The following is a 20521-nucleotide window of genomic DNA, read 5'->3' on the forward strand; positions in this document are numbered from 1 at the left end:
ACTGGGGTTAATTTGTAGGTTTTAAAAATTAATATTCCAGCTTTCATCCCATGGTAAGCCTTTATTGAATCTTTCCTGATCCAGCAATCTCATTGGGGCTAATAGACTTGGTTCATGTAAAGCATAAACATCATTTAGCTTAACGTCTACGTTTGAATTATTTATTAACGCATTAACCGCCCGTCTAGCCGCTTCGTTAGCTCCTTCCATACTTGCTATTTGAGTATATGTAGCAACATAGTCTGATGCAAGAAATAGGTTAGGAATTAAGGTATAGGCTTGTGGCCGTAAATGCCAAGTATTATCGTGATCAACTAACAAAGGTTGTTTATTTTCAACCACTTTATCGTCTTTAAAAATTAAATCTGGGTCGATAAACCAATCAACCTTATCTTCATCTTTTAGCACTACTTTGCCGTCAACATTCAGTGAAGCTTTCAATTCTTGCCAAACTTCATCGATGATTTCTTCAGGAGAGCAATCTATTGCGGCTTTTTTAATAAAAGAACCTTTTACTTGCCACTCAGAAATATCAATCGAAATGCAGCCTTTAACATCACCATTGCCCATATTTTGTAAATTATGATCTTTCCAAAATTGTTGCTGAGAAACAGAAGTAATAGCCCATGGAGAATTGACATAAATGCTATGTCCATTAACGATTTTTACATCTTTATTTAGATAAATTTGTATTCCATTCATCCAAGAAGTGTAATTCGCTAATTCCTGGATATTGGTTAAAGTCGAGTCAATATTTAGCATGTCCTGAGTAATCAAAGGCGCAAAATTGTTTACCGGTAATGCAGCAATAAAATAATCTGCTTCAATATGTTCAACTGGGCCAATTGGTTCATAATCTTTAACTGGCTGAACCTGAGCACTGGAAATTTTACCCTGATCACATGTTATGCCCACGACACTATAATTGAAGTGGTATGAAACGCCTTGTTCCTGAAGGTAGGTAAGCCAAGGGTCAATCCAGACATCATTGGTTGGGCCATTTAATAATCTATCGCCACTTTCTTTGAAATGCGTCATCCCAAGAATTAGTTGGACTAAGATATCGCCAGTTGAACGTGTGCTTGCAACTTCAGCTTGTGCTGCTACTAGCGAACGAGTTAAACCTTCAACTAAACATTCTTGATAAGCCTTACTCATTTTGTCTGCTTGAGTATAATCCCACCAACCTAACTTTTCGTATTCAGCGAGGCGTCGGTCAGCACAAGATGTTAATATTTGCCAAATCCGATTCATGAAAAACTTAAGTTCTTCTTCCCCGATTCCCAAATCAGCATGAGCATCTTTCCAAAAAACGTATAAATCTTTCAAGGCTTCTTTTAAGTTGGAGGGTAATTTAGCTGGTATCTCGACAGAAGGTAAACCATATCTAAGTAATTGAGCAAATTCACCTGGTACTAAGTTATCAAAACATGTTTTGCCATCTTTGTACGGAATTTCCTTCATTGTTTCAGGTAAGTTTTTATAAAAATAAGGGAAGAATCTAAAACCATGTTCACCTGGTAAATCAGGTCTTCCATCAGTGCCTGTATTTGGTACAGGCATGCTACGTGCTTTACCACCTGGAATATCTAATATATCGTAAACACTGACGTCAAACCCTTTTCGAATCAGCATATGTGCAGCGCTCATTCCCCCAACGCCGCCCCCTAAGATTGCAACTTTTATGTTATTTTTTTTCATTTTTCTCTCTTTTTATTGTTATAACCAATGTTTACGCTTGTAACCAACCAACTCAACATATGCCGAACCAGTTTGATTGCCTTCTACTGTGCACGCGCCTTCCCAGTATTTAGGAAATAGCCAAGCTTCATGTAATTCTTGGTCCTGTACTTGTGGCGTAATTGTTAATTCATAATCAGCAATTTGAATTTTCCATTTAGCTGGATAATTTTTACCTGTATGCGGACTTTTCCACCATTGTAAAATCTCAACTGCGAATTCTGAGGGTGAATACTGAGTCGTATTACCTGCTGAATCTGTGATTGAAGCCATTTGATCAGCTTCGCTATGATAGGCAAACACCATGATTTGGGTGTTGTCATCTAATTGAATTGCAAACCATTGCCAGCCGACTAAAAAGCAGGCTTGGAGTAAGTCGCCATATTGACGATCGAACCAAACTTCACCCTCAACCTCATACTCAGTGCCAGCTATGGTTAAGCTTCCATCCGCTACCATACTTTCTCTTGAGTAATAATAGGTATAGCCGCCGAAAGTGTAATCGTACTTATCACCTTGATAATGCACGACTGCAGGTTTTTGACTTTTAACATCAAGTGACAACTCAAATTGATTGACCTTGCTAGTTAATTTATCATTGCCGTCTCCCCCTGTAGCACGACAATTTTTAAAAATGTTCTCCAGTGAAAAACCATTTTCTATTACTTTGGGTGGACCAGGTAAATAATCTACACGACTATAAAATTTATTATTATCAATGTCTGTTATCGCTGCATTCATCATTTGAACCGTTAATAAATCATGCGGTACTTGATTGCCGTGAATTTTATGTGCAATCAGCTCAAATAAATGTGAGGCATCTGCATCGACGGCAAAAAAACAAAGTTCAAATCCAAAATTTTTGCCACATTTTGTTTTTAAATGTCCAGTCCAATACCACCACTGAGCTAATTCATCAGTTAAAAAGGCGTCATCAGCCGGTAAACTCACTTTTTTCATCCGTTTTCCTTATAATTTAGATACTATAAAATAGAACTTGATCGATGTTTATTTTTTGTACCTTTATTTTTGGTTAAACTGCTTGAGCCAGTATCAGTTATAATTTAAACGTCTCCTCGGTTAACTTATAAAGTCTGCTACCACAAAGAGATGGTTAAGCTAAACTAAATTTAGTTATTAAGGTTATATTATTAAAAAATATAGCCTTGTGTATAATCGGCTGTTTAATACAAATATTTAATTTATAACCATTTTAACCTAATTGAAGATAATGATTTTTCAACTAAAAAATTGAATTAATCCGATTATCTACCAAAATTGTATGGTTACTTATATTCTTATTGGAGAATCATATGCGCGCGGCACCCATGAATACCGCTATATTTTTTTGCATGATGCAAATTTCATATGGAGCGTACGGAAATGCTGAGCAGGAACTAGATGATCAATCCAAGATTGAAGTGATAGAGGTCAATGCAAGAAAAAGAATAGAAAATATCCAAGAAGTACCTTTATCTATCACTGCTTTTAGTCATCAGCAATTCAAGGATTTAAACATCCACGATTTACAGCAGCTGAGTAAATATGCTGTTTCTTTAGAGCAACCTAAACTCCCCATCCAAAGTAGGCTCAGCATTAGAGGTGTTTCATCTGGAGATAATGCTTCTTTTGAACAAGCTGTCGGTATTTATGTTGATGAAGTTTACCGAGGTAGAATGCATCAACATAGAACTGGTATGTTTGATACATCAAGCGTTGAAATTTTACATGGCCCGCAAGTTACTCTTTATGGCAATAGTGCTATAGGTGGTGCCGTTTCTATTCGCTCTGCTCGGCCTGAAAATGATTTCTCAGGCTATGTTAATTATAAATACGAAAAAAATTACCAAACACATTTAGTGACATCAGCGATCAATTTACCATTAAGCCAAGATGTCGCTGTGAGATTGTCTGCCAAATATCTCGATCAAAATGAAGGGATAGCAAATAATTTATTTAATAGTCAGTCTGAGCCTAAAATAAAAAATGAAGCTTATCGATTAAGCTTAAGTTGGCAGCTAAACCCTAGTTGGGATCTATACCTAAGAGCCGAAACAGGTCAATTTAGCCAACAAGGGCACTTTTTAGATGTTCTAAAACATGTAGATAAAGATGGTAACCCAATTGAAAACTCAATTTATACTGGCCAAGGAGATGGAACATTAAATGTGGGTAACGCAGGTCTGTTTACCCCTGAGAACACCTTTTGGGATACGAAATCAGATGAGGCTTTAGTTGAACTCAATTATAAATCTGATAGTTTTGAATTTAAGTCCCTTTCTGCATTGAGCCAGTACAAATATCAACAGTCATTAGATTCGGATTTAACACCTTTACCATTAATCAACACTTATTTAGTTGAAGAATATAAGCAATATTCGCAAGAATTTAGAGTAAGTGGTCAAATCCAAGATACTCAATATATTGCAGGTGTTAGCTTACAAAAAGATGACTTGTTGAGTGATTACTTTGCTGACTTTAATACACCTATGTTGTTAGCTGGGCAATTTGGCGCTGAGTTTTTCCCAGCCATAAATAGTTTAATTTCTCCCTTTTCTAGAGCGCTTAATTTAAATCAAGAAACTCAGCAGCAAGCATTATGGCTCGATATAGAACAGCCATTAACGGAGCGTTTATATATCGGCTTAGGTTCTCGATGGACTAAAATATCTAAAACTGCAAATCAATCTGCCTTAACTGCAAATATACTGCACCAAATTAGTAACGGGGATATTACAGATTCTAGGTGGCTTAGTTACCCAGAACTGCTAGCCAACCAATCATATTTATCTGACCCCAATCAATATGTTTACACCGATAGCAATAACCAAACGGTTGAGCCTGCGCCAATACCTGATTATCTTTTAGGCTACAATATATTCACTAATTTCACCGCGACTCCGCACTCATTAAAGGGGTTAGAGCGTGAAGAAAAACACCTCATGTACAACTTAAGTTTGAGATACCAAGCCAGCTTGCATACAAATATTTATGCAACTTATGCAAAAGGCTACAAAGCGGGCGGTTTTGATCTAGTTAACGAAAGTAATGTAGCTGATGACGCTGAATATGATAGTGAAGTCGCTAGAGTGTACGAATTAGGGGTTAAGCATGCTTGGCAAAATAATAGATTAAACTTAGCTTTGTTCCACGGTAGTTACGACAATCTTCAAGTTAGTGTTTTTAACGGCGCTATTGGTTTTAATGTCGCTAACGCACCATCAAGTACATCTAAAGGGATCAGTGTAAATTTTGTTAACTATTTAACTAACTCTTTAGTACTCAGTGTTTCAGGGGAATATCTAGACTTTGAGTATGATGTTTATCCAGAAGCAAACTGTAGTAAAACAGAAGAATTAGCAACAGGAACTAGTTTGTGTGATTGGAGTGGCCGCTCCACTCCATTTACACCAAAATACAAAGCTAACGTAAACTTAGAATACCATAATGAAATTGGCTCTAGCCTATTGGTACGCCATTTACTAAATTTAAGTTACAAAAGTGAGCATGGCACCGCATCAGACAATGAGGTTCAAACTCAACAAACGGCTTATTCTTTATTAGATTATCAGCTTGAATTAACACAGGCCAATTGGGATACCTCTTTTTATCTTGCGATATATAATTTACTAGATAAAGAATATACCAGTATGACAACTATAATCCCATTATCTACAGATGCAGCTTTTGCTTATCAGTTGGAAAAAGGGAGAGAAGTAGCGGTTGGGGTTGAGTTTAATTTTTAATTTACTCAGCCCTTACTCATATAGCTAGTCCAGTTACATAGAGAAAAAATTGGGCTAGCTAACATTAAACTTAGATAAATCGAAGCTAATTATTCTTTATATAAACTCAATGTAATTTCTCTAGCTTGCTTATGATCCACTATTGGCCTAGGGTAATTGATATTGCACCCTAATTTGTCGCAGTATTGCCAGGGCGTGTGTATATGTTTGTCAGGTATAGATCCAAGCTCTGGACAATACCGTTTAATAAATCGACCGTCAGGATCAAATTTTTGACCTTGGGTTGTTGGGTTGAAAATTCTAAAATACGGCGCTGAATCATGTCCAGTTGATGCACACCACTGCCACCCGCCATTATTTGCAGCATAGTCACCATCAATCAGCTTAGACATAAAGTAATCTTCACCCCAGCGCCAATCCACTTGTAAATCTTTGACTAGAAAGCTGGCTGTTATCATTCTGAGTCTATTGTGCATCCAACCAGTCTGGTTTAATTGCCTCATTGCGGCATCTACTATGGGGTAACCAGTAACACCTTGTTTCCAAGATGAAAATTCTTCAACTTGGTTACGCCATTTTATGGATTCAAATTTAGTTTTGACTGACTTTCGTTTGCTAATTTCGGGATAAAAGAAACAAAGGTGACGATAAAATTCTCGCCAAATTAATTCAGATACCCAGGTCCCTTCGTTTGTATCAAAATTAAACACCTGGTCCCCGTGTTCTGCCATCATTCGATTTACGGCTTGTCTTGGGCTAATAATTCCAATACTCAAGTAAGGCGATAACTTACTTGTACCATCAACCTCAGGAAAATCTCGATTGTTTTTATACTGACTGACATTAGAACTACAAAAAACACGTAGTTTATTTAACACCACATCTTGTTGAGTAGGCCATTGCGTTAAATCATGCTCTGCGGTTATTAAATCCCTAGTATTTAGGTCGAAATTTAATTCAATTTTAGCTTGTGGTTTGATCTGTTGTAGACAAGTAACAGGCTTATTCAAAAAGACATTTAACCATTTTTTTCTAAAAGCACTAAACACACAATAAGGACTTGCATCATTTTTGACAACAGATCCTGGTGGCAATATGACACTATCATGATGTTGGTGAAACTTTACCTGATGTTTTTGACACATCTGCTCGACACATTCATCACGGTTAATTTCATTTAATTCATATTCTGCAGAGACATGAATAGATTTTATAGGGAATTTTTCTATCAGTTCATTCATCACATAGATGCAATCACTGTATGTATCTACAACTTTAATAATTAAAGGGATATTTAATTTGGCCAAGTCTTGGCTTAATGAGTCGACACGACTATAAATTAGCTGTGTTTTTATAGAAGCCATCTTGTGTTGCTTCCATTGCTGTGGGGTTGCAATATAAACAGCAATTATCGGTTCACCTGACTGTTTAGCTAATGCTAAACCTGTATGGTCATAAGTTCTTAAATCATTTCTAAACCAAACTAATTGCATTAACCATTTAACCCCATAGATAACGGATAAGGATTAAAATATGTTTGCTGAGATAAGTAATCGTTTGGATACTTTTTTAAATAATGCTTGATTAAAGTGACCGGTGATAACAGTGGTACAAGTCCAGTTCGATAATCTACTATTAGTTTAGTCAGCTCAGCTTTATCTTCTGTAGTCAGTTGTTTTTTAAAATATCCTTGCACATGCTGCAATACGTTTGAATGTCTCTTACGAGAGGCAACACTTTTCATAATTTGCATGAAGTCTGCTATGTATAGTTCTTTTATCTCGTCGAAATCAAGGTTAGCCTGATTTGCAACTAACTGCCCTAATTTTTTATATCCTTGATAGCTATGGGACATAATTTGGTATTTATGATTACTATGAAACTTGATTAAATTTTTCATTTCATTAGATGATGCTACTTGGGTACGCCAGTTATTAAAAGCAAATATACGTTCAATAAAATTTTCCCTAAGTGGCGCATCATTTAATCGGCCATCTTCTTCAACTGGCAGGTTTGGGTATGTAGCCATTAAAGTTTGGGTGAATAAACCCACTCCCTTTCTATGTTGTACATTACCTTCATAATCATAAACTTTAAGCCTTTCCATACCACAGCTAGGAGATTTAGAAGTAACGATAAATCCATCTAGTTGATTACAACTTTTCATTTTCTGATTAGCAAAAGTATGCATATCTTCAGTATAGTCAATGGAGCTATCGCGAGTAGCGACTAGTTTAATTTGATCTTCGTGATCAATTAGCCTGATAGGTTTTCTTGGTATACTCATGCCAATACCGACTTCAGGACAGACAGATTGATAATCAACGTAATTAGATAAAGTTTTATTAGCAAAAAGTAATGCTTTATGGCCGCCATCAAAGCGGACTTTATCGCCTAGTAAACAGGCACTGATTCCTATTTTAAGTTTCTGATTCTCTGACATAAATTCATATCCATTTTTATATTTATGTTTATTTATATCAGAGAATTAGATATTTAGATCAGTAAAACGAAAAATAAATTATGATTATAAGAAATTTAAAACGAATCATACAAATTAAGTGAGGAAACATGGGTTAATAGGAGTATTTTCCATTTTATTTCAGGTTTACTGCCTTGGATTAAGGTTAATGTAGCTGTATTGATAAGTGTAAATATAGATAAAAAGACAATAACCATTAAAGGTCATTGTCAGTTGTATTACCAAAAAATTGTGTGCGTTTGATAGGACTGTCTTTGTTTAGGTTCAATGCTGTCTTTAGCGCTCCCTAAATATAAAAAGCCAACAATTTCATCCTGACTTTCTAACTTGAGTTGTTTATGCACATGTGGATGATATGCATATTCCCCACTTCGCCATATTCCCTGATAGCCAAGAGATACTGCCATCATTTGCATGCTATGGACACAACAGCCTGCGGTAATTAATTGCTCTTGTGCTGGAATTTTACAGTCAGCTTTAATTTTAGCGATAACAGCAATAATAAGTGGAGCTCTTAGAGGCATATTGACCGCTTTATGAATCTTGACTTCATCAGCCTTATCTATCTCTGCTGCTTCTGCAAAAATTTCACCTAGATCATTTCTCGCTTTTTCCTGAAAAACAATAAATTGCCACGGCATCAAGCTTCCGTGATCAGGTACTGCCATAGCAGAGTTTAAAATTAACTCTAACTCGCTATGAGTCGGCGCTGGCTCTACTAATTTGTTGTAGGATTGTCTTGTTAAAAGAAGTTCTGAAGCTTGCATATATTTCCAAATTAATCTAATTAAACATAAAAACCAGAGTCATCTTCATCGCTAGGTTTTGGCATACTAAACTCGGTTCGAGATAAAAATATATCCTTATAAATCATGTATAAACTACAATGCAGCACGGGTAGTAAAACTAATAAGCCCAAACCAAATAATAAAGCGGCTAATATAAATAAGAAGAAACTTAAGATACCAAAAATAATCAGAGGTGCTGAATTTTTAAAACACCCCGTAAAAGAATGTTTCATCGCGTCAACCGCTTTTAAATTATTGAATAAAATTAAGGCTGGCGAAAACAAAAAGCAAAAAAGAAAAGGGATGTAAAAGCAAAGTGTTAAAATATAAAAGCTTGCTAAAGTTTGGTTATCTTTAACGTCACTCATATCTATATTCAAACTAATCAAAGCCAAATAAGAGGCAATTGCACCTGAAATTATATTAAATATAAATAAATGGGTTAAGGCAAAAAGCTTGGTTTTAATTATGTTTATTATTGGTTTACTATCAATTTGAACATTATTATCTTGCATCTGCGCAATGACCAATAAGCTAGATAATAACAAGCTAGCGACTAAGCCACCTAATATAGGGACTTGAGCTATCAACAATGAAGCAAAATATACAATAAAGCTTGTGACTATCCAAAAGAGCTTTTTTTGATTAAACAAGTTATAACCTTGAGTCAACCAGTCAAATGCATTTTTAGCAGGTTTGATTTTAATACTGATGCCTGTTTTTTCAGTGTGTTTCATATAAATTTAATAAATAAGAATTTGTTTTATTTTATCTGATACCAATGCAAAACTACACTCGAATTCCATTAAAAGTTTAAATGCTTAAATCATTGAACAACAATTGAAAAATTAAATGCAAATTTTTATATTTTTCTTATACTCTATTTTAAGTGTGTTTACGGATTGAGATATGCGTTTTTCTTGTTGTATTTTATTATTACTCAGCTTTAGTTCAATTGGTGCAGCTAAATCATTAGTATTATTGAATTGGCCTAATTATATTTCAGACAAGGTATTACAGGATTTTGAAACGCAAACGGGTATCAAGGTAACCGTAATCCATTACGAATCTGATGAAACTAAAGACAGTTTATTAAATGCTACAAACGGTAAAGGTTATGATTTATTAGTCAGTAGTCAATTTAGACTAGCTGGCTATGCTAGTCGTGATTGGTTAGAGCCACTCGAACAGAGTAAAATAAGTAATTTTATTCATGTTGATGATAAGTGGAAAACTGAGGCTGTTAATAGCCAATATTGCTCTCCTTATTTTTGGGGAACAATTGGCATTTTATATCGAAAAGATTTGACCACTCCCCCTACATCTTGGAAATCATTTTTCAGCGAAGATAAGCCTGAATTAATCAACAAAATACAGTTACTGAGTGACTCTAGGGATGTATTGTCTATGGCACTTTTAGCTCAGAATTCTCCACCAAACACTAAACCTGAAGTTAGCATTAACAATGCAGCTAATTTAATCTACGACCGCCTCAAATATATTAATGGTTTTAGCTCTCTTAATTTAGAACCTAACTCAAATATACTGACTGGTGAAATTTATATGGCCATGTCATATAACGGTGATGCATTATATTTACAACAATACTCAGATAATTTAGATTTTGTTATCCCAAGTGAAGGTACAACATTATGGCTAGATTGTGTCAGCATATTAAAGCAATCTAAAATGAAACAAGAGGCATATCAATTTTTAGACTATTTACAACGACCAGAAGTAGCAACTCACCTAGCGCTCACATATAAATTTGCAACAACAAACAAAACCGCACTATCATTACTGCCACAAACCGAAATAAACAATAAGACGATTTATCCAAATAAAGAATTAATTAAAAGATCGTCATTGAATAAACCTTTGAGTGCTAAGTCAGAGCGTTTATACCACACTATATACAATCAGCTACTGTATGCACATAAAGGATTAAAACAATAAACCAGCATGAAGCTTAGTCATAAAATATTAATTTTTGTTATTTTAATTATCGCTACACCTATGGTTATTGTAGGCTTTTTCGCTTATTCAACAACCCAATCAAGCATTAAAACACAAGCGTCTTTAGCCATTAAGTCACAATTACAGCAACAAGCGATTACTTTAGGGAGCTACTTAGATACCATTCATTCAGCATTAAGCTTGCTGTCTTCTAGCCATATAGTTAGCGAATATATAACGATAAAGTCTGAACAACATAGATACGCGATATTGTTAGCGCCATTACTTGAACAATTTGCTCAATATTCAGATTCGTATCAAGATTTTTATGAATTTAGAATTGTTCGACCAGATGGTTTGGAAGACGCCAGATTTTCGACGACTTTTGGCAATAATAAAAGCCAAAACGAAAGTAATATGCTCTGGTACCAAGAGATCAAACAAACTCATAATAAATTTCATTTTAGTATAGAAACAAACCCAGATACTCAATCAATCGCTATATTTGCAGTAGAAAAATTATTTGACTCTAATAATGTCTTTTCGGGTTATTTAGTTGCGACGATAGAACCGAGTGTATTCCAAAATATTATGGATGAAACATTGGGTGATACTGGGATTGCTATGATGTTAGATACTGACGGTGAAATCATTTTGAGTAATAAAGCTAAATTAAGAAACCAATTTTTACCTAAATTTTTCTTCGAAAAAGTAACAGCTTCTGCGCAGTCTCATGATTTATTAGAGGTTCATTTTAATAATATAGATATGGTATTCGAAGTTAAATCACTGCCATTAAACTTATTCTTAGTTTCAGGGATTTCCATTGACGAATTAAGTAAAAGTAGCCGAGATTTATCTATCATCACCATTTTGACCGTAGTGACCATGGTAATAATAGCTACATTTTTAACTTATTTTTTAATTCAAAAAACAATTCTCGGACCAATTGCTCGATTAGATCAAGCTAGTAAACAGGTTGGTGACGGTCAATTAACGATTCGATTACCAGTTAAAAGAAATGATGAAATAGGTTCTTTATTTTCATCATTTAATAAAATGGTTAGTTCGCTTAATACAAGTAATCAAAGCATTCAAGATTATAAAGATCATCTTGAAGAAAAAGTAGACTCTAGAACATTAGCGCTAAAAAATGCGAATACCGAACTAATCAATGCGCGTCAAACAGCTGAACAAGCAAACGAACTTAAAAGTCGATTTTTAGCTAATATGAGTCATGAAATAAGAACGCCCCTCACAGCAATTCAAGGTTTCTCTGAACATGCCTTGCATTCGGCGACCGATGTAAAGCAAAAAGATGAGCTAATCAGTAAAGTCGTTAAAAATAGTATACATTTAACTGCACTGCTCAACGATATACTTGATTTATCAAAAATTGAATCCGGAAAATTGGATATTGAACAAATAGATACTCATTTATTTGATTTGATAGATGAATTAAATGGCTTTGCTGAACCCTTATGCGCTGAGAAGAGCATAGATTTTAATCTTTATTGTGAGTATCCACTCCCTGTAAAGTTTGTATCAGATCCGACTCGTTTAAGGCAAATTCTGTTTAATTTAACTTCGAATGCGATTAAATTCACTCAAAAAGGCCATGTCACAATTACACTTGAATATGTTGAGAAATATAAAAAACTGGTGTTCCAAATCCAAGATACAGGGATAGGCATGTCGCCTGAAGAGTTGAATAAATTATTTAAACCATTTACTCAAGCTGATACCAGCACAACTCGACATTTTGGCGGCACAGGTTTAGGGCTTGCAATTAGTCGACATTTAGCGGGCTATTTGAATTCAGAAATTAGCGTTAAAAGTGAAAAAGGTATAGGTTCTCTATTTGTATTTTCTATGGATTTATCTAATCAAGATGTCGAATTAATCGCAGAGAGAATAAACATTAGCAAAATTGATAAATCTGTTTCGCCTACCAGTGTGCTAGATTTATCAAAATCTAGACTGTTAATTGCGGAAGATAACCCAGACAACCAGACGCTTATTAAGCTTATTTTACAGCCGACTAAAGTTGACTATACGTTAGTGAATAACGGCAGCGAAGCTGTAGAAATCGCATTGTCAGAAGATTTTGACATGATACTCATGGATATGCAGATGCCTGTTATGGGAGGACTAGAAGCGACCAAAATGCTCCGGCAACTGGGCTATGATGGGCCTATAATAGCTTTAACAGCAAACTCAATGAAATCCGAAACAGAAAGTTATTTATCCCAAGGGTGTGATGCTTGTGTTGCCAAGCCAATTGATACCAAAGAATTATTTAAACAGTTACAACATTTTTTAAAAGCTCAGGCTCAAATCTTTGATTTTGCTGATTTTCAGAACAGAATTACACAAAGTGAAGATTATCAAAAAATGAAAAATAACTTTGAAAGTGGTTTAACTAACACCATAATTGTATTTAACCAACTCATTGAAGTGGAAAATTATCAAGAATTGTCGCACGAAGCTCATAAATTAAAAGGCACCTCCGGTAATATGGGCTGGTCAGAGATTACCGAATTAGCTTCAACTATCGAGATTGCAGCAAACAAACAAGATGTTGAGACAATAAAAAAAGCTACTCTAGAGCTAAGTAAAGTAATAGAAGAAAAATTAACAAGGAAGCACCATGAGTAATTCTCCAAACTTAAATTCCGCCAGAAATGAAAAAGTATTAATTGTAGATGACTCTAGAATAATGAGAGACTTTTTGAGAAAAATGTTAGCAGAACTTGGGTTTAATAATTTTGTCGAAGCAGATTCGGCCCAAGATACCTTGGCTAAATATATCTCTGAACAGCCTAAACTAATATTTTTAGATATAGAGTTAGATGAAGATGATGGTTTGGCTGTATTTGAACAGCTTCTAGCAATAGACTCTCAGGTAAAAGTTGCAATTGTCAGTGCACACTCAACCATAGATAATGTGAAAAAAGCGATGGGATTAGGCGCTAAAGGATTTTTAGTTAAACCTTTTAGCCCTAAAAAATTAATCTTAACGTTGAAAAATATGGGATGTGAATTTAAAGGAATTTAAAACCACTCTTTATACCAAAATTTATCAAGCTTATTAAAGGCTTGGCTTAAGGTGTTGGCCATATCAAGATACTTGGGTTTTGATTTCGTTTGCTCTATCAAAACTCCATTTTCAGCTAATTTATCACCTATCTCGTAATACCAACTTGCCAATGTAACTGGGAGAACTTGTTCAGAACGCTTGCCTAACCAGATTAAGCCTTGCATAGGTAAGCTTAATACTAGGAGACTAAGCGCTAAAGACTGGGGTAAATAATTTTGACCAAAATAGTTTAACTGTAGAATAAAACTGCCAACAGCAATAACTGGCATTAGCTGTAATGCTAACTTGGTTGCCGAAATAACACGGCATTCAGGGAATATCGCAAATAATTGCGGTTTGTTTGGCCATACTTGGCTGTACTTATATCCATTTTGAAGTGTTTTAATCAAATCGAATTTCATAGCCAAACTCTTTTTTACAACTCATCACGCTTTAAATATATATGCATTAGCTATGACTAATCAAGCTTGGATACAAACTAGCTCACAATATATAGATAAAATACAAGTTTAGCTAGATTCAGCTTGAGTTTTAGTTCAAGATCACCATATATGAAGCAGGAAGCATTGCTCAATTTTTAGTGAAACAAATTATGCAATTAAAATATATTAATATGGTCGCAATTGGCGGCGGTCACGGATTAGGAAAAGTCCTAAATACATTTTCCGAGCTCGGTTCAAATTTAACCGGCATTGTAGCAACGACAGATAATGGTGGCTCAACTGGAAAATTACGAAATGAAACCGACTGTATAGCTTGGGGAGATTTACGAAATTGCATCGCCCATTTGGCAGGAAGTAAACTAGGTTCGGATTTACTCAATTATAGATTCAAACATGGTGACTTAGAAAATCACTGTTTAGGCAATTTAATATTTCATGCTTTAGAGCAATTAGAAGTTAAACCAATCGAAATAATTGAGATTGTTAGGCGCTTATTAAGGATAGATAGTCGCTTGTATCCTATGTCTGAGCAACCTACTCACCTAATGGCTGAATCAGGCGACAAAACCATAATAGGCGAACTTGCAGTCGACAATTTAAGACAGATGCCAGAAAGCTTATCACTCACAGAAAAAGTATATGCCCCTAATCGTGTTATTCGCTCAATTCAAAATGCCAACGTTATTCTACTTGGGCCCGGTAGTTTTTTAACCAGTATTATGCCTGCACTCTTGGTTGAAGATATTTACCATGCGATTTGCCTATCGCAGGCCAAAATTATCTTTATTGATAATTTAGGTGAAGAACACGGGACATGTTCAAAAACCGATCTAAATGAAAGGTTAAATTGGTTGAAAACCATTCGACCCAATTTAAATATAGATGCCGTATTATCTTCTGAATCCGCTAGTGATATCGATCTTAGTAATTGCTTACATATAAAGTCTAATCTAAACGACTCAGATGTTAGCTATAGGCATAATGAAGTAAAATTAAGGCAGGCCATTTATAGCATAATTAGCCAAGGCGTAGCCTTGGCTAGCTAAATTAGTTAGTTTTGCGTTCGTCGTCTTCACTAATACGGCTGGCAACAGCTCCGTCTTGACCACGATATTTGGCATTTACTCTAGTGTTGTAAGGTCTTAAGGCTGGTCCAGACATGGTTTCAAAATTGAGCGCACCAATTTTCATATGAGGCCTTAAAGCTAGTGGTAATTTACCACTATTAAAGAATTCTAACACAATGTTACCTGACCAACCTGGATCAATTCTATGTGCAGTTACATGTACCATTAGGCCTAATCTTGCTAAAGAAGAGCGACCATCCAGCCAACCTACAATATCATTCGGTAAAGTCACTGATTCGTGGGTAACTGACAAAGCTAATTCCCCCGGATGTAAGAAAAAAGCTTGACCATCTTCAATTTTTATTTCGTCAGACATCACAGAGTTCAATGCTGTATTAACTTCTTCTTTTGGGCCACTCAAATCTATATATGGCGCGGCATGATCTTGAAAAACTCTAAATTTGTTACCTAAGCGAATGTCGACACTGACTCCGCTTATCATGTCATCAGCTGGCCTTGGTTGAATGTCTATTTTGCCGCTATCTAAAAGCTCGATAATATCTTTATCACATAAACGCATAAATGAAACCTAAATAAATTACGATATTGTTTTAATTGGAATCGCTCGATTCACAGGGGAATGTTGAGCTAATTTAAATAATTTCCAAGCAAGCTCAAGCGCAATTGTCTCACAATATTGATAAAAAGGCGCGCTTTTGAAATCAGTAATTTCTCCTTGATCCATGAGTATCCTAATTTTAGTACTCAGAGGTATTTCACCTAATAGCTCGACTTTATGTTTACTTGCCAAATTTCTCCCACCATCACAGCCAAATATATGATCGACATGCCCGCAATTATCACAAATAAATGAACTCATATTTTCGATAACACCAAGAACGGGTATATCCAATTTATTAAACATAGCAATCGCTTTATCTGCGTCAGCTAGAGCTACATTTTGCGGTGTAGTAACTACGACTGCAGCGCTCAAAGGTAGGTTCTGGGTGATGGTTAATTGAATATCTCCAGTACCTGGAGGTAAATCTATGATGAGATAATCTAAACAACCCCATTCGGTTTCATTAAACAATTGGGTTAGTGCCTTGCTTGCCATAGGCCCACGCCAGATCGCAGCGGCTTCTTGTTCCACTAAAAAGCCAATTGAATTTGTCCTGATACCCTCTTTAGATAGAAGGGGCTGCATTATTCGGCCATCTTCACTCGTCGGCGTTTTATTTTCTAAACCCAGCATAATTGGAATAGATGGTCCGTAAATATCTGCATCTAAAATACCGACTGCAGCGCCTTGCTCAATAAGTGCTCTTGCGATATTAACACTGGTAGTCGATTTACCTACCCCACCTTTGCCAGAAGCAACCGCAATAATATGTTTGATGTTTGCTAATGGGTTATTATGGGATTTATTAATTGAAGCCAACTGAGCGGCATATTCTGTGTTAACTGCCATTTTCTGGTTTGAAATAAATTCTTCTAATTGCTTAAATTGGAAAGGCAGCTGTAAACTTTGTTTATCCAAGTTTTTTTGTTCGAGTTGCGAGATAAAATAATCGACTAACTCTGGATTCACGTTTTTCTGTTGTAAAAAAGTACTAAATTGTTCGACCTCAGCCTTCAATTTATTCTTTTGACCGTTAAAAATAGTTTTAAACACAATTATTTCACTTTAGTTTGAGATAAGCGGATGCAATTTTGCGTGATTTTGAGTAGTATTCACGCCATTAAATATTCCCAATATAAACTTATTTTCCATGACAGAACAAAGAAAAATTTTAGTTACTTGCGCATTGCCTTACGCTAATGGCTCATTACACCTTGGTCATTTATTAGAACACATTCAAACCGATATTTGGGTGCGTTTTCAAAAGTCACGTGAAAATATAACTCGCTTTGTCTGCGCATCGGATGCACATGGTACGCCTATCATGCTTAAAGCTGACGAGATGGGACTTAAACCTGAAGAATTAGTTGAGCAAATTAGAGCTGAACATAAAAAAGACTGTGATGATTTTTTAATAAGTTTTGATAATTATTATTCAACACACTCAGACGAAAACAAAGTGCTTGCCCAAGAAATTTACACTAAACTAGAAAAAGCGGGCTGCATTACTAAACGCACCATAGAGCAATTATACGACCCAGAAAAACAAATGTTTTTGCCTGAACGGTATGTCCGTGGTGAATGTCCTAAATGTGGTGCTGCAGATCAATACGGTGATAACTGTGATGCTTGTGGTTCAACATATTGTTCGACTGAACTTAAAAATGTTAAGTCTACCGTTTCAAATGCGACTCCGATTTTAAAAGATAGTGAACATTATTTTTTTGAAGTTTGTCAGTTTCAAACCATGTTAGAAGAGTGGACTCGCTCAGGTGCGCTACAAGAACAGATGGCCAATAAACTTGGTGAATGGATCACAGATGGTTTAAAAGCTTGGGATATTAGTCGTGACGCACCCTATTTTGGTTTTAACATTCCAGGTACAACGGATAAATTCTTCTACGTTTGGTTAGATGCGCCTATTGGCTACATGAGTAGTTTTAAAAACTGGTGTGAACAAAATAATGAAGACTTTAATGCCTATTGGGAAAAAGATTCTAGCGCAGAACTACACCACTTTATCGGTAAAGATATAATCAACTTCCATGGTTTATTTTGGCCTGCTATGTTAGATGGCGCTGGTTTAAGAAAACCGACTAAAGTACATGCGCATGGTTTCTTAACCGTTAATGGTACTAAGATGAGTAAATCTAAAGGTACTTTTATCAAAGCAAGAACCTATTTAGAACACTTATCACCTGAATATTTGCGTTATTACTATGCAGCTAAATTAACAAGCCGGGTCGATGATTTAGATTTAAACCTTGAAGATTTTGTTCAAAGAGTTAATTCTGATTTAGTCGGAAAATACGTAAATATCGCTAGCCGATGTGCTGGTTTCATCACTAAGTTGTTTGAAGGTCGTTTATCAGACACTATCCTAGAGCCAGTATTGGCTGATGAATTTATTAATGCTGGCGACTCAATCGCACAATTGTACGAAACTAAAGAGTACGGTAAAGCAATTCGAGAAATAATGGCGCTGGCAGATAAGGCGAATCAATTTATTGCAGAACAAGCACCTTGGGTACTTGCTAAAAATGAAGAAACAAAAGAACAAGCACATCAAGTATGCTCAATGGGTATCAATTTATTCAGGATTTTAACTGTTTATCTACAGCCTGTATTACCTAACCTAGCCGCCAACGTAGCAGAGTTTTTAAATGATGATTTAAGCTGGAATTCACATAAAGCACTATTACAAAATCATAAAATAGAAAAATTTAAACCTTTGCTACAAAGATTAGAAGCGAAGCACATAGAAGCCATGACTGAAGCGTCGAAACAGGCGGTTGCAGAAACTAAAGTAGAGAAAACTGTCAAAAATTCAGTAGATAAATCGAATGAATCAGTGGCAGCTCAAATTGAACCTATCGCTGAAGAAATCGAGTTCCCTGATTTTGCTAAAATTGATTTAAGGGTTGCTAAAATCACCAAAGCTGAACATGTCGAAGGCGCAGACAAATTATTGAAAGTACAAGTTGATCTAGGTAATGAAACGAGACAGATATTTGCTGGGATAAAATCGGCTTATCAGCCTGAAGATTTAGAAGGTAAATTAACCGTCGTCGTAGCTAATTTAAAACCTAGAAAAATGCGTTTTGGTATGTCGGAAGGTATGATTCTAGCTGCAGGTCCTGGTGGTAAAGATATATGGATATTAAATCCAGAAGAAGGCGCACAACCAGGCATGCAAGTTAAATAACCCGTTTTAAACAAAACCTTATATGATAAAACAGTCGCTAAAGCGGCTGTTTTCTTTTTAATTCCAGCTAAGGGTAAATGCTAGGCAATTTCGGTTGATGCGTTTATCTATAACTAGTAACACTCGAGAATAAAATGGCTCAAATTATATTACAACCTGGTCGAGAAAAATCACTATTAAGAAGACACCCTTGGATTTTCTCAAGAGCAATAAAACAAGTAGAAGGTACACCTAACTCAGGTGATACAGTTGATGTTATTAGTGCTAAAGGTCAATGGTTAGCCAAAGCCGCCTACTCTCCAAAATCACAAATTAGAGCACGTGTTTGGAGTTTTGAAAATAGAGAGATAGACCTTGAGTTTTTTATTGAAAAATTGACTCAAGCTAAACAAATTAGACAAGGCTTAATCCAAGATAAATCTGATGCATACCGACTAATTGCAGGTGAATCAGACAGTTTACCTGGCTTGACCATAGATATATTTGCCAATGTTATCGTTGGTCAGTTCTTGTCAGCTGGTGTTGAGCGTTGGAAGAAGTTAATCGTTCAAGCCTTACAAACTGTCTTTCCTGATATGCCTATATATGAAAGATCAGATGTTGACGTCCGTAAAAAAGAAGGGTTAAAGCCGGTTAAAGGTTGGTTAAGTGGAGAATCAGACTTTAAAATTTGGATTAAAGAAAATAATCTTAAAATTTTAGTTGATATTGATAAAGGGCATAAAACTGGTTTTTATTTAGATCAAAGAGAAAATAGGCAAAAGGCCGCTAAGTATGTAAAAAATAAATCAGTACTAAATTGTTTTAGTTATACTGGCACATTTGGTCTATACGCTCTACAAAATCAAGCAACATCAGTAACCAATGTTGATGTTTCTCAAAATGCATTAGACACGGCAGAATTAAATTATAAAGAAAACGGTTTCAGCACTGGTTACACCAATGTTAATGCCGATGTATTCAAATTATTAAGAGAATATAAGCAAGATGGTACGCAATTCGATACCATCATTTTAGACCCACCAAAATTTGTTGAAAATCAAAGACAATTAGTTTCAGCTTGTCGTGGATATAAAGATATCAACATGCTTGCTCTGCAAATATTAAAGCCAGGTGGTACCTTATTAACATTTTCTTGCTCTGGCCTAGTCGAAGCAGACCTATTTCAAAAAGTAGTTGCTGACGCGGCTTTAGACGCAGGTGTTCAAGCTCAAATTGTTGAAAAACTCACTCAAGCCCAAGATCATCCAATTAGTTTAAATTATCCAGAAGCTTTCTATTTAAAAGGGCTGGTTGTTAAAAAAATCTGATTTACTGCTATTCATTCAGTTAATTATCTAGTTAACTGAATGAAAAACAGCTTAAATTCAAT

Annotated in this window: 16 protein-coding genes; 7 read left to right on the plus strand and 9 right to left on the minus strand. The window is 35.5% G+C overall.

Annotation, left to right across the window (positions count from 1 at the left end; all coding sequences use genetic code 11):
* Window positions 1–21 precede the first annotated feature (21 nt).
* Together XM47_RS15535 and XM47_RS15540 are read right to left on the minus strand one after the other, a co-directional pair.
* The gene (locus XM47_RS15535) at window positions 22–1701 is read right to left on the minus strand and encodes a hydroxysqualene dehydroxylase (RefSeq protein WP_048694544.1); all 1680 of its coding nucleotides are present in this window, start codon (window positions 1699–1701) and stop codon (window positions 22–24) included.
* Window positions 1702–1719: 18 nt separating this feature from the next.
* Window positions 1720–2700 carry a lipocalin family protein gene (locus XM47_RS15540; RefSeq protein WP_048694547.1) on the minus strand — a complete coding sequence of 327 codons (981 nt, stop codon included), beginning with the start codon at window positions 2698–2700 and terminating at the stop codon, window positions 1720–1722.
* A gap of 353 nt (window positions 2701–3053) precedes the next feature.
* Between XM47_RS15540 and XM47_RS15545 the strand changes: the two genes are divergently transcribed.
* The gene (locus XM47_RS15545) at window positions 3054–5486 is read left to right on the plus strand and encodes a TonB-dependent receptor (protein ID WP_048694550.1); all 2433 of its coding nucleotides are present in this window, start codon (window positions 3054–3056) and stop codon (window positions 5484–5486) included.
* Window positions 5487–5575: 89 nt separating this feature from the next.
* Here XM47_RS15545 and phrB read toward each other — a convergent pair whose 3' ends face one another.
* The 4 genes from phrB to XM47_RS15565 all read right to left on the minus strand — a co-directional run bounded on the left by phrB (window position 5576) and on the right by XM47_RS15565 (window position 9493).
* A complete protein-coding gene (phrB, locus tag XM47_RS15550) occupies window positions 5576–6979 on the minus strand; it encodes a deoxyribodipyrimidine photo-lyase (protein WP_048694551.1) in 1404 nt (467 codons plus the stop codon).
* Window positions 6979–7929 carry a YbgA family protein gene (locus XM47_RS15555; protein WP_048694554.1) on the minus strand — a complete coding sequence of 317 codons (951 nt, stop codon included), beginning with the start codon at window positions 7927–7929 and terminating at the stop codon, window positions 6979–6981. The genes phrB and XM47_RS15555 overlap by 1 nt, the downstream gene beginning before the upstream one ends.
* Window positions 7930–8186: 257 nt before the next feature.
* Window positions 8187–8735: an NAD(P)H nitroreductase gene (locus XM47_RS15560; RefSeq protein WP_048694555.1), complete on the minus strand. Its 549-nt coding sequence runs from the start codon at window positions 8733–8735 to the stop codon at window positions 8187–8189.
* Window positions 8736–8755: 20 nt separating this feature from the next.
* On the minus strand, window positions 8756–9493 hold the full coding sequence (locus XM47_RS15565) for a BPSS1780 family membrane protein (RefSeq protein WP_048694558.1): 738 nt from the start codon (window positions 9491–9493) through the stop codon (window positions 8756–8758).
* A 172-nt stretch (window positions 9494–9665) separates the two neighbouring features.
* Here XM47_RS15565 and XM47_RS15570 point away from each other — a divergent pair, with 172 nt between their 5' ends.
* Genes XM47_RS15570 through XM47_RS15580 form a run of 3 tightly spaced genes read left to right on the plus strand, consistent with a single transcriptional unit; the run spans window position 9666 to window position 13770 of the window.
* The gene (locus tag XM47_RS15570; protein WP_048694559.1) at window positions 9666–10712 is read left to right on the plus strand and encodes a polyamine ABC transporter substrate-binding protein; all 1047 of its coding nucleotides are present in this window, start codon (window positions 9666–9668) and stop codon (window positions 10710–10712) included.
* A gap of 6 nt (window positions 10713–10718) precedes the next feature.
* Window positions 10719–13370: a hybrid sensor histidine kinase/response regulator gene (locus tag XM47_RS15575; RefSeq protein WP_048694562.1), complete on the plus strand. Its 2652-nt coding sequence runs from the start codon at window positions 10719–10721 to the stop codon at window positions 13368–13370.
* Window positions 13363–13770 (plus strand): response regulator, encoded by a 408-nt coding sequence (locus XM47_RS15580; protein WP_048694564.1) that lies wholly within the window; start codon window positions 13363–13365, stop codon window positions 13768–13770. Before XM47_RS15575 ends, XM47_RS15580 begins: the two co-directional genes overlap by 8 nt.
* On the opposite strand, the gene yfbV is transcribed toward XM47_RS15580, so the two are convergent.
* Window positions 13767–14213: a terminus macrodomain insulation protein YfbV gene (gene yfbV / locus XM47_RS15585; protein WP_048694566.1), complete on the minus strand. Its 447-nt coding sequence runs from the start codon at window positions 14211–14213 to the stop codon at window positions 13767–13769. The two genes, XM47_RS15580 and yfbV, sit on opposite strands and share 4 nt — an antisense overlap.
* Before the next feature lie 191 nt (window positions 14214–14404).
* Here yfbV and XM47_RS15590 point away from each other — a divergent pair, with 191 nt between their 5' ends.
* Window positions 14405–15301, plus strand: a complete 897-nt coding sequence (locus XM47_RS15590; protein ID WP_053084590.1) for a gluconeogenesis factor YvcK family protein — start codon at window positions 14405–14407, stop codon at window positions 15299–15301.
* A 1-nt stretch (window position 15302) separates the two neighbouring features.
* Here XM47_RS15590 and dcd read toward each other — a convergent pair whose 3' ends face one another.
* A complete protein-coding gene (gene dcd / locus XM47_RS15595) occupies window positions 15303–15902 on the minus strand; it encodes a dCTP deaminase (RefSeq protein ID WP_048694569.1) in 600 nt (199 codons plus the stop codon).
* Between the two features lie 18 nt (window positions 15903–15920).
* Window positions 15921–16997 carry an iron-sulfur cluster carrier protein ApbC gene (gene apbC, locus XM47_RS15600; protein WP_053084591.1) on the minus strand — a complete coding sequence of 359 codons (1077 nt, stop codon included), beginning with the start codon at window positions 16995–16997 and terminating at the stop codon, window positions 15921–15923.
* Window positions 16998–17094: 97 nt separating this feature from the next.
* Here apbC and metG point away from each other — a divergent pair, with 97 nt between their 5' ends.
* On the plus strand, window positions 17095–19149 hold the full coding sequence (gene metG, locus XM47_RS15605) for a methionine--tRNA ligase (RefSeq protein ID WP_048694570.1): 2055 nt from the start codon (window positions 17095–17097) through the stop codon (window positions 19147–19149).
* 134 nt (window positions 19150–19283) lie between these two features.
* Entirely contained in the window at window positions 19284–20459 is a 1176-nt protein-coding gene (locus tag XM47_RS15610; protein WP_048694574.1) for a class I SAM-dependent rRNA methyltransferase, read from the plus strand.
* Window positions 20460–20521: the final 62 nt, after the last annotated feature.

It is taken from the genome of Catenovulum maritimum (assembly GCF_001050375.1).
Lineage (GTDB): Bacteria > Pseudomonadota > Gammaproteobacteria > Enterobacterales > Alteromonadaceae > Catenovulum > Catenovulum maritimum.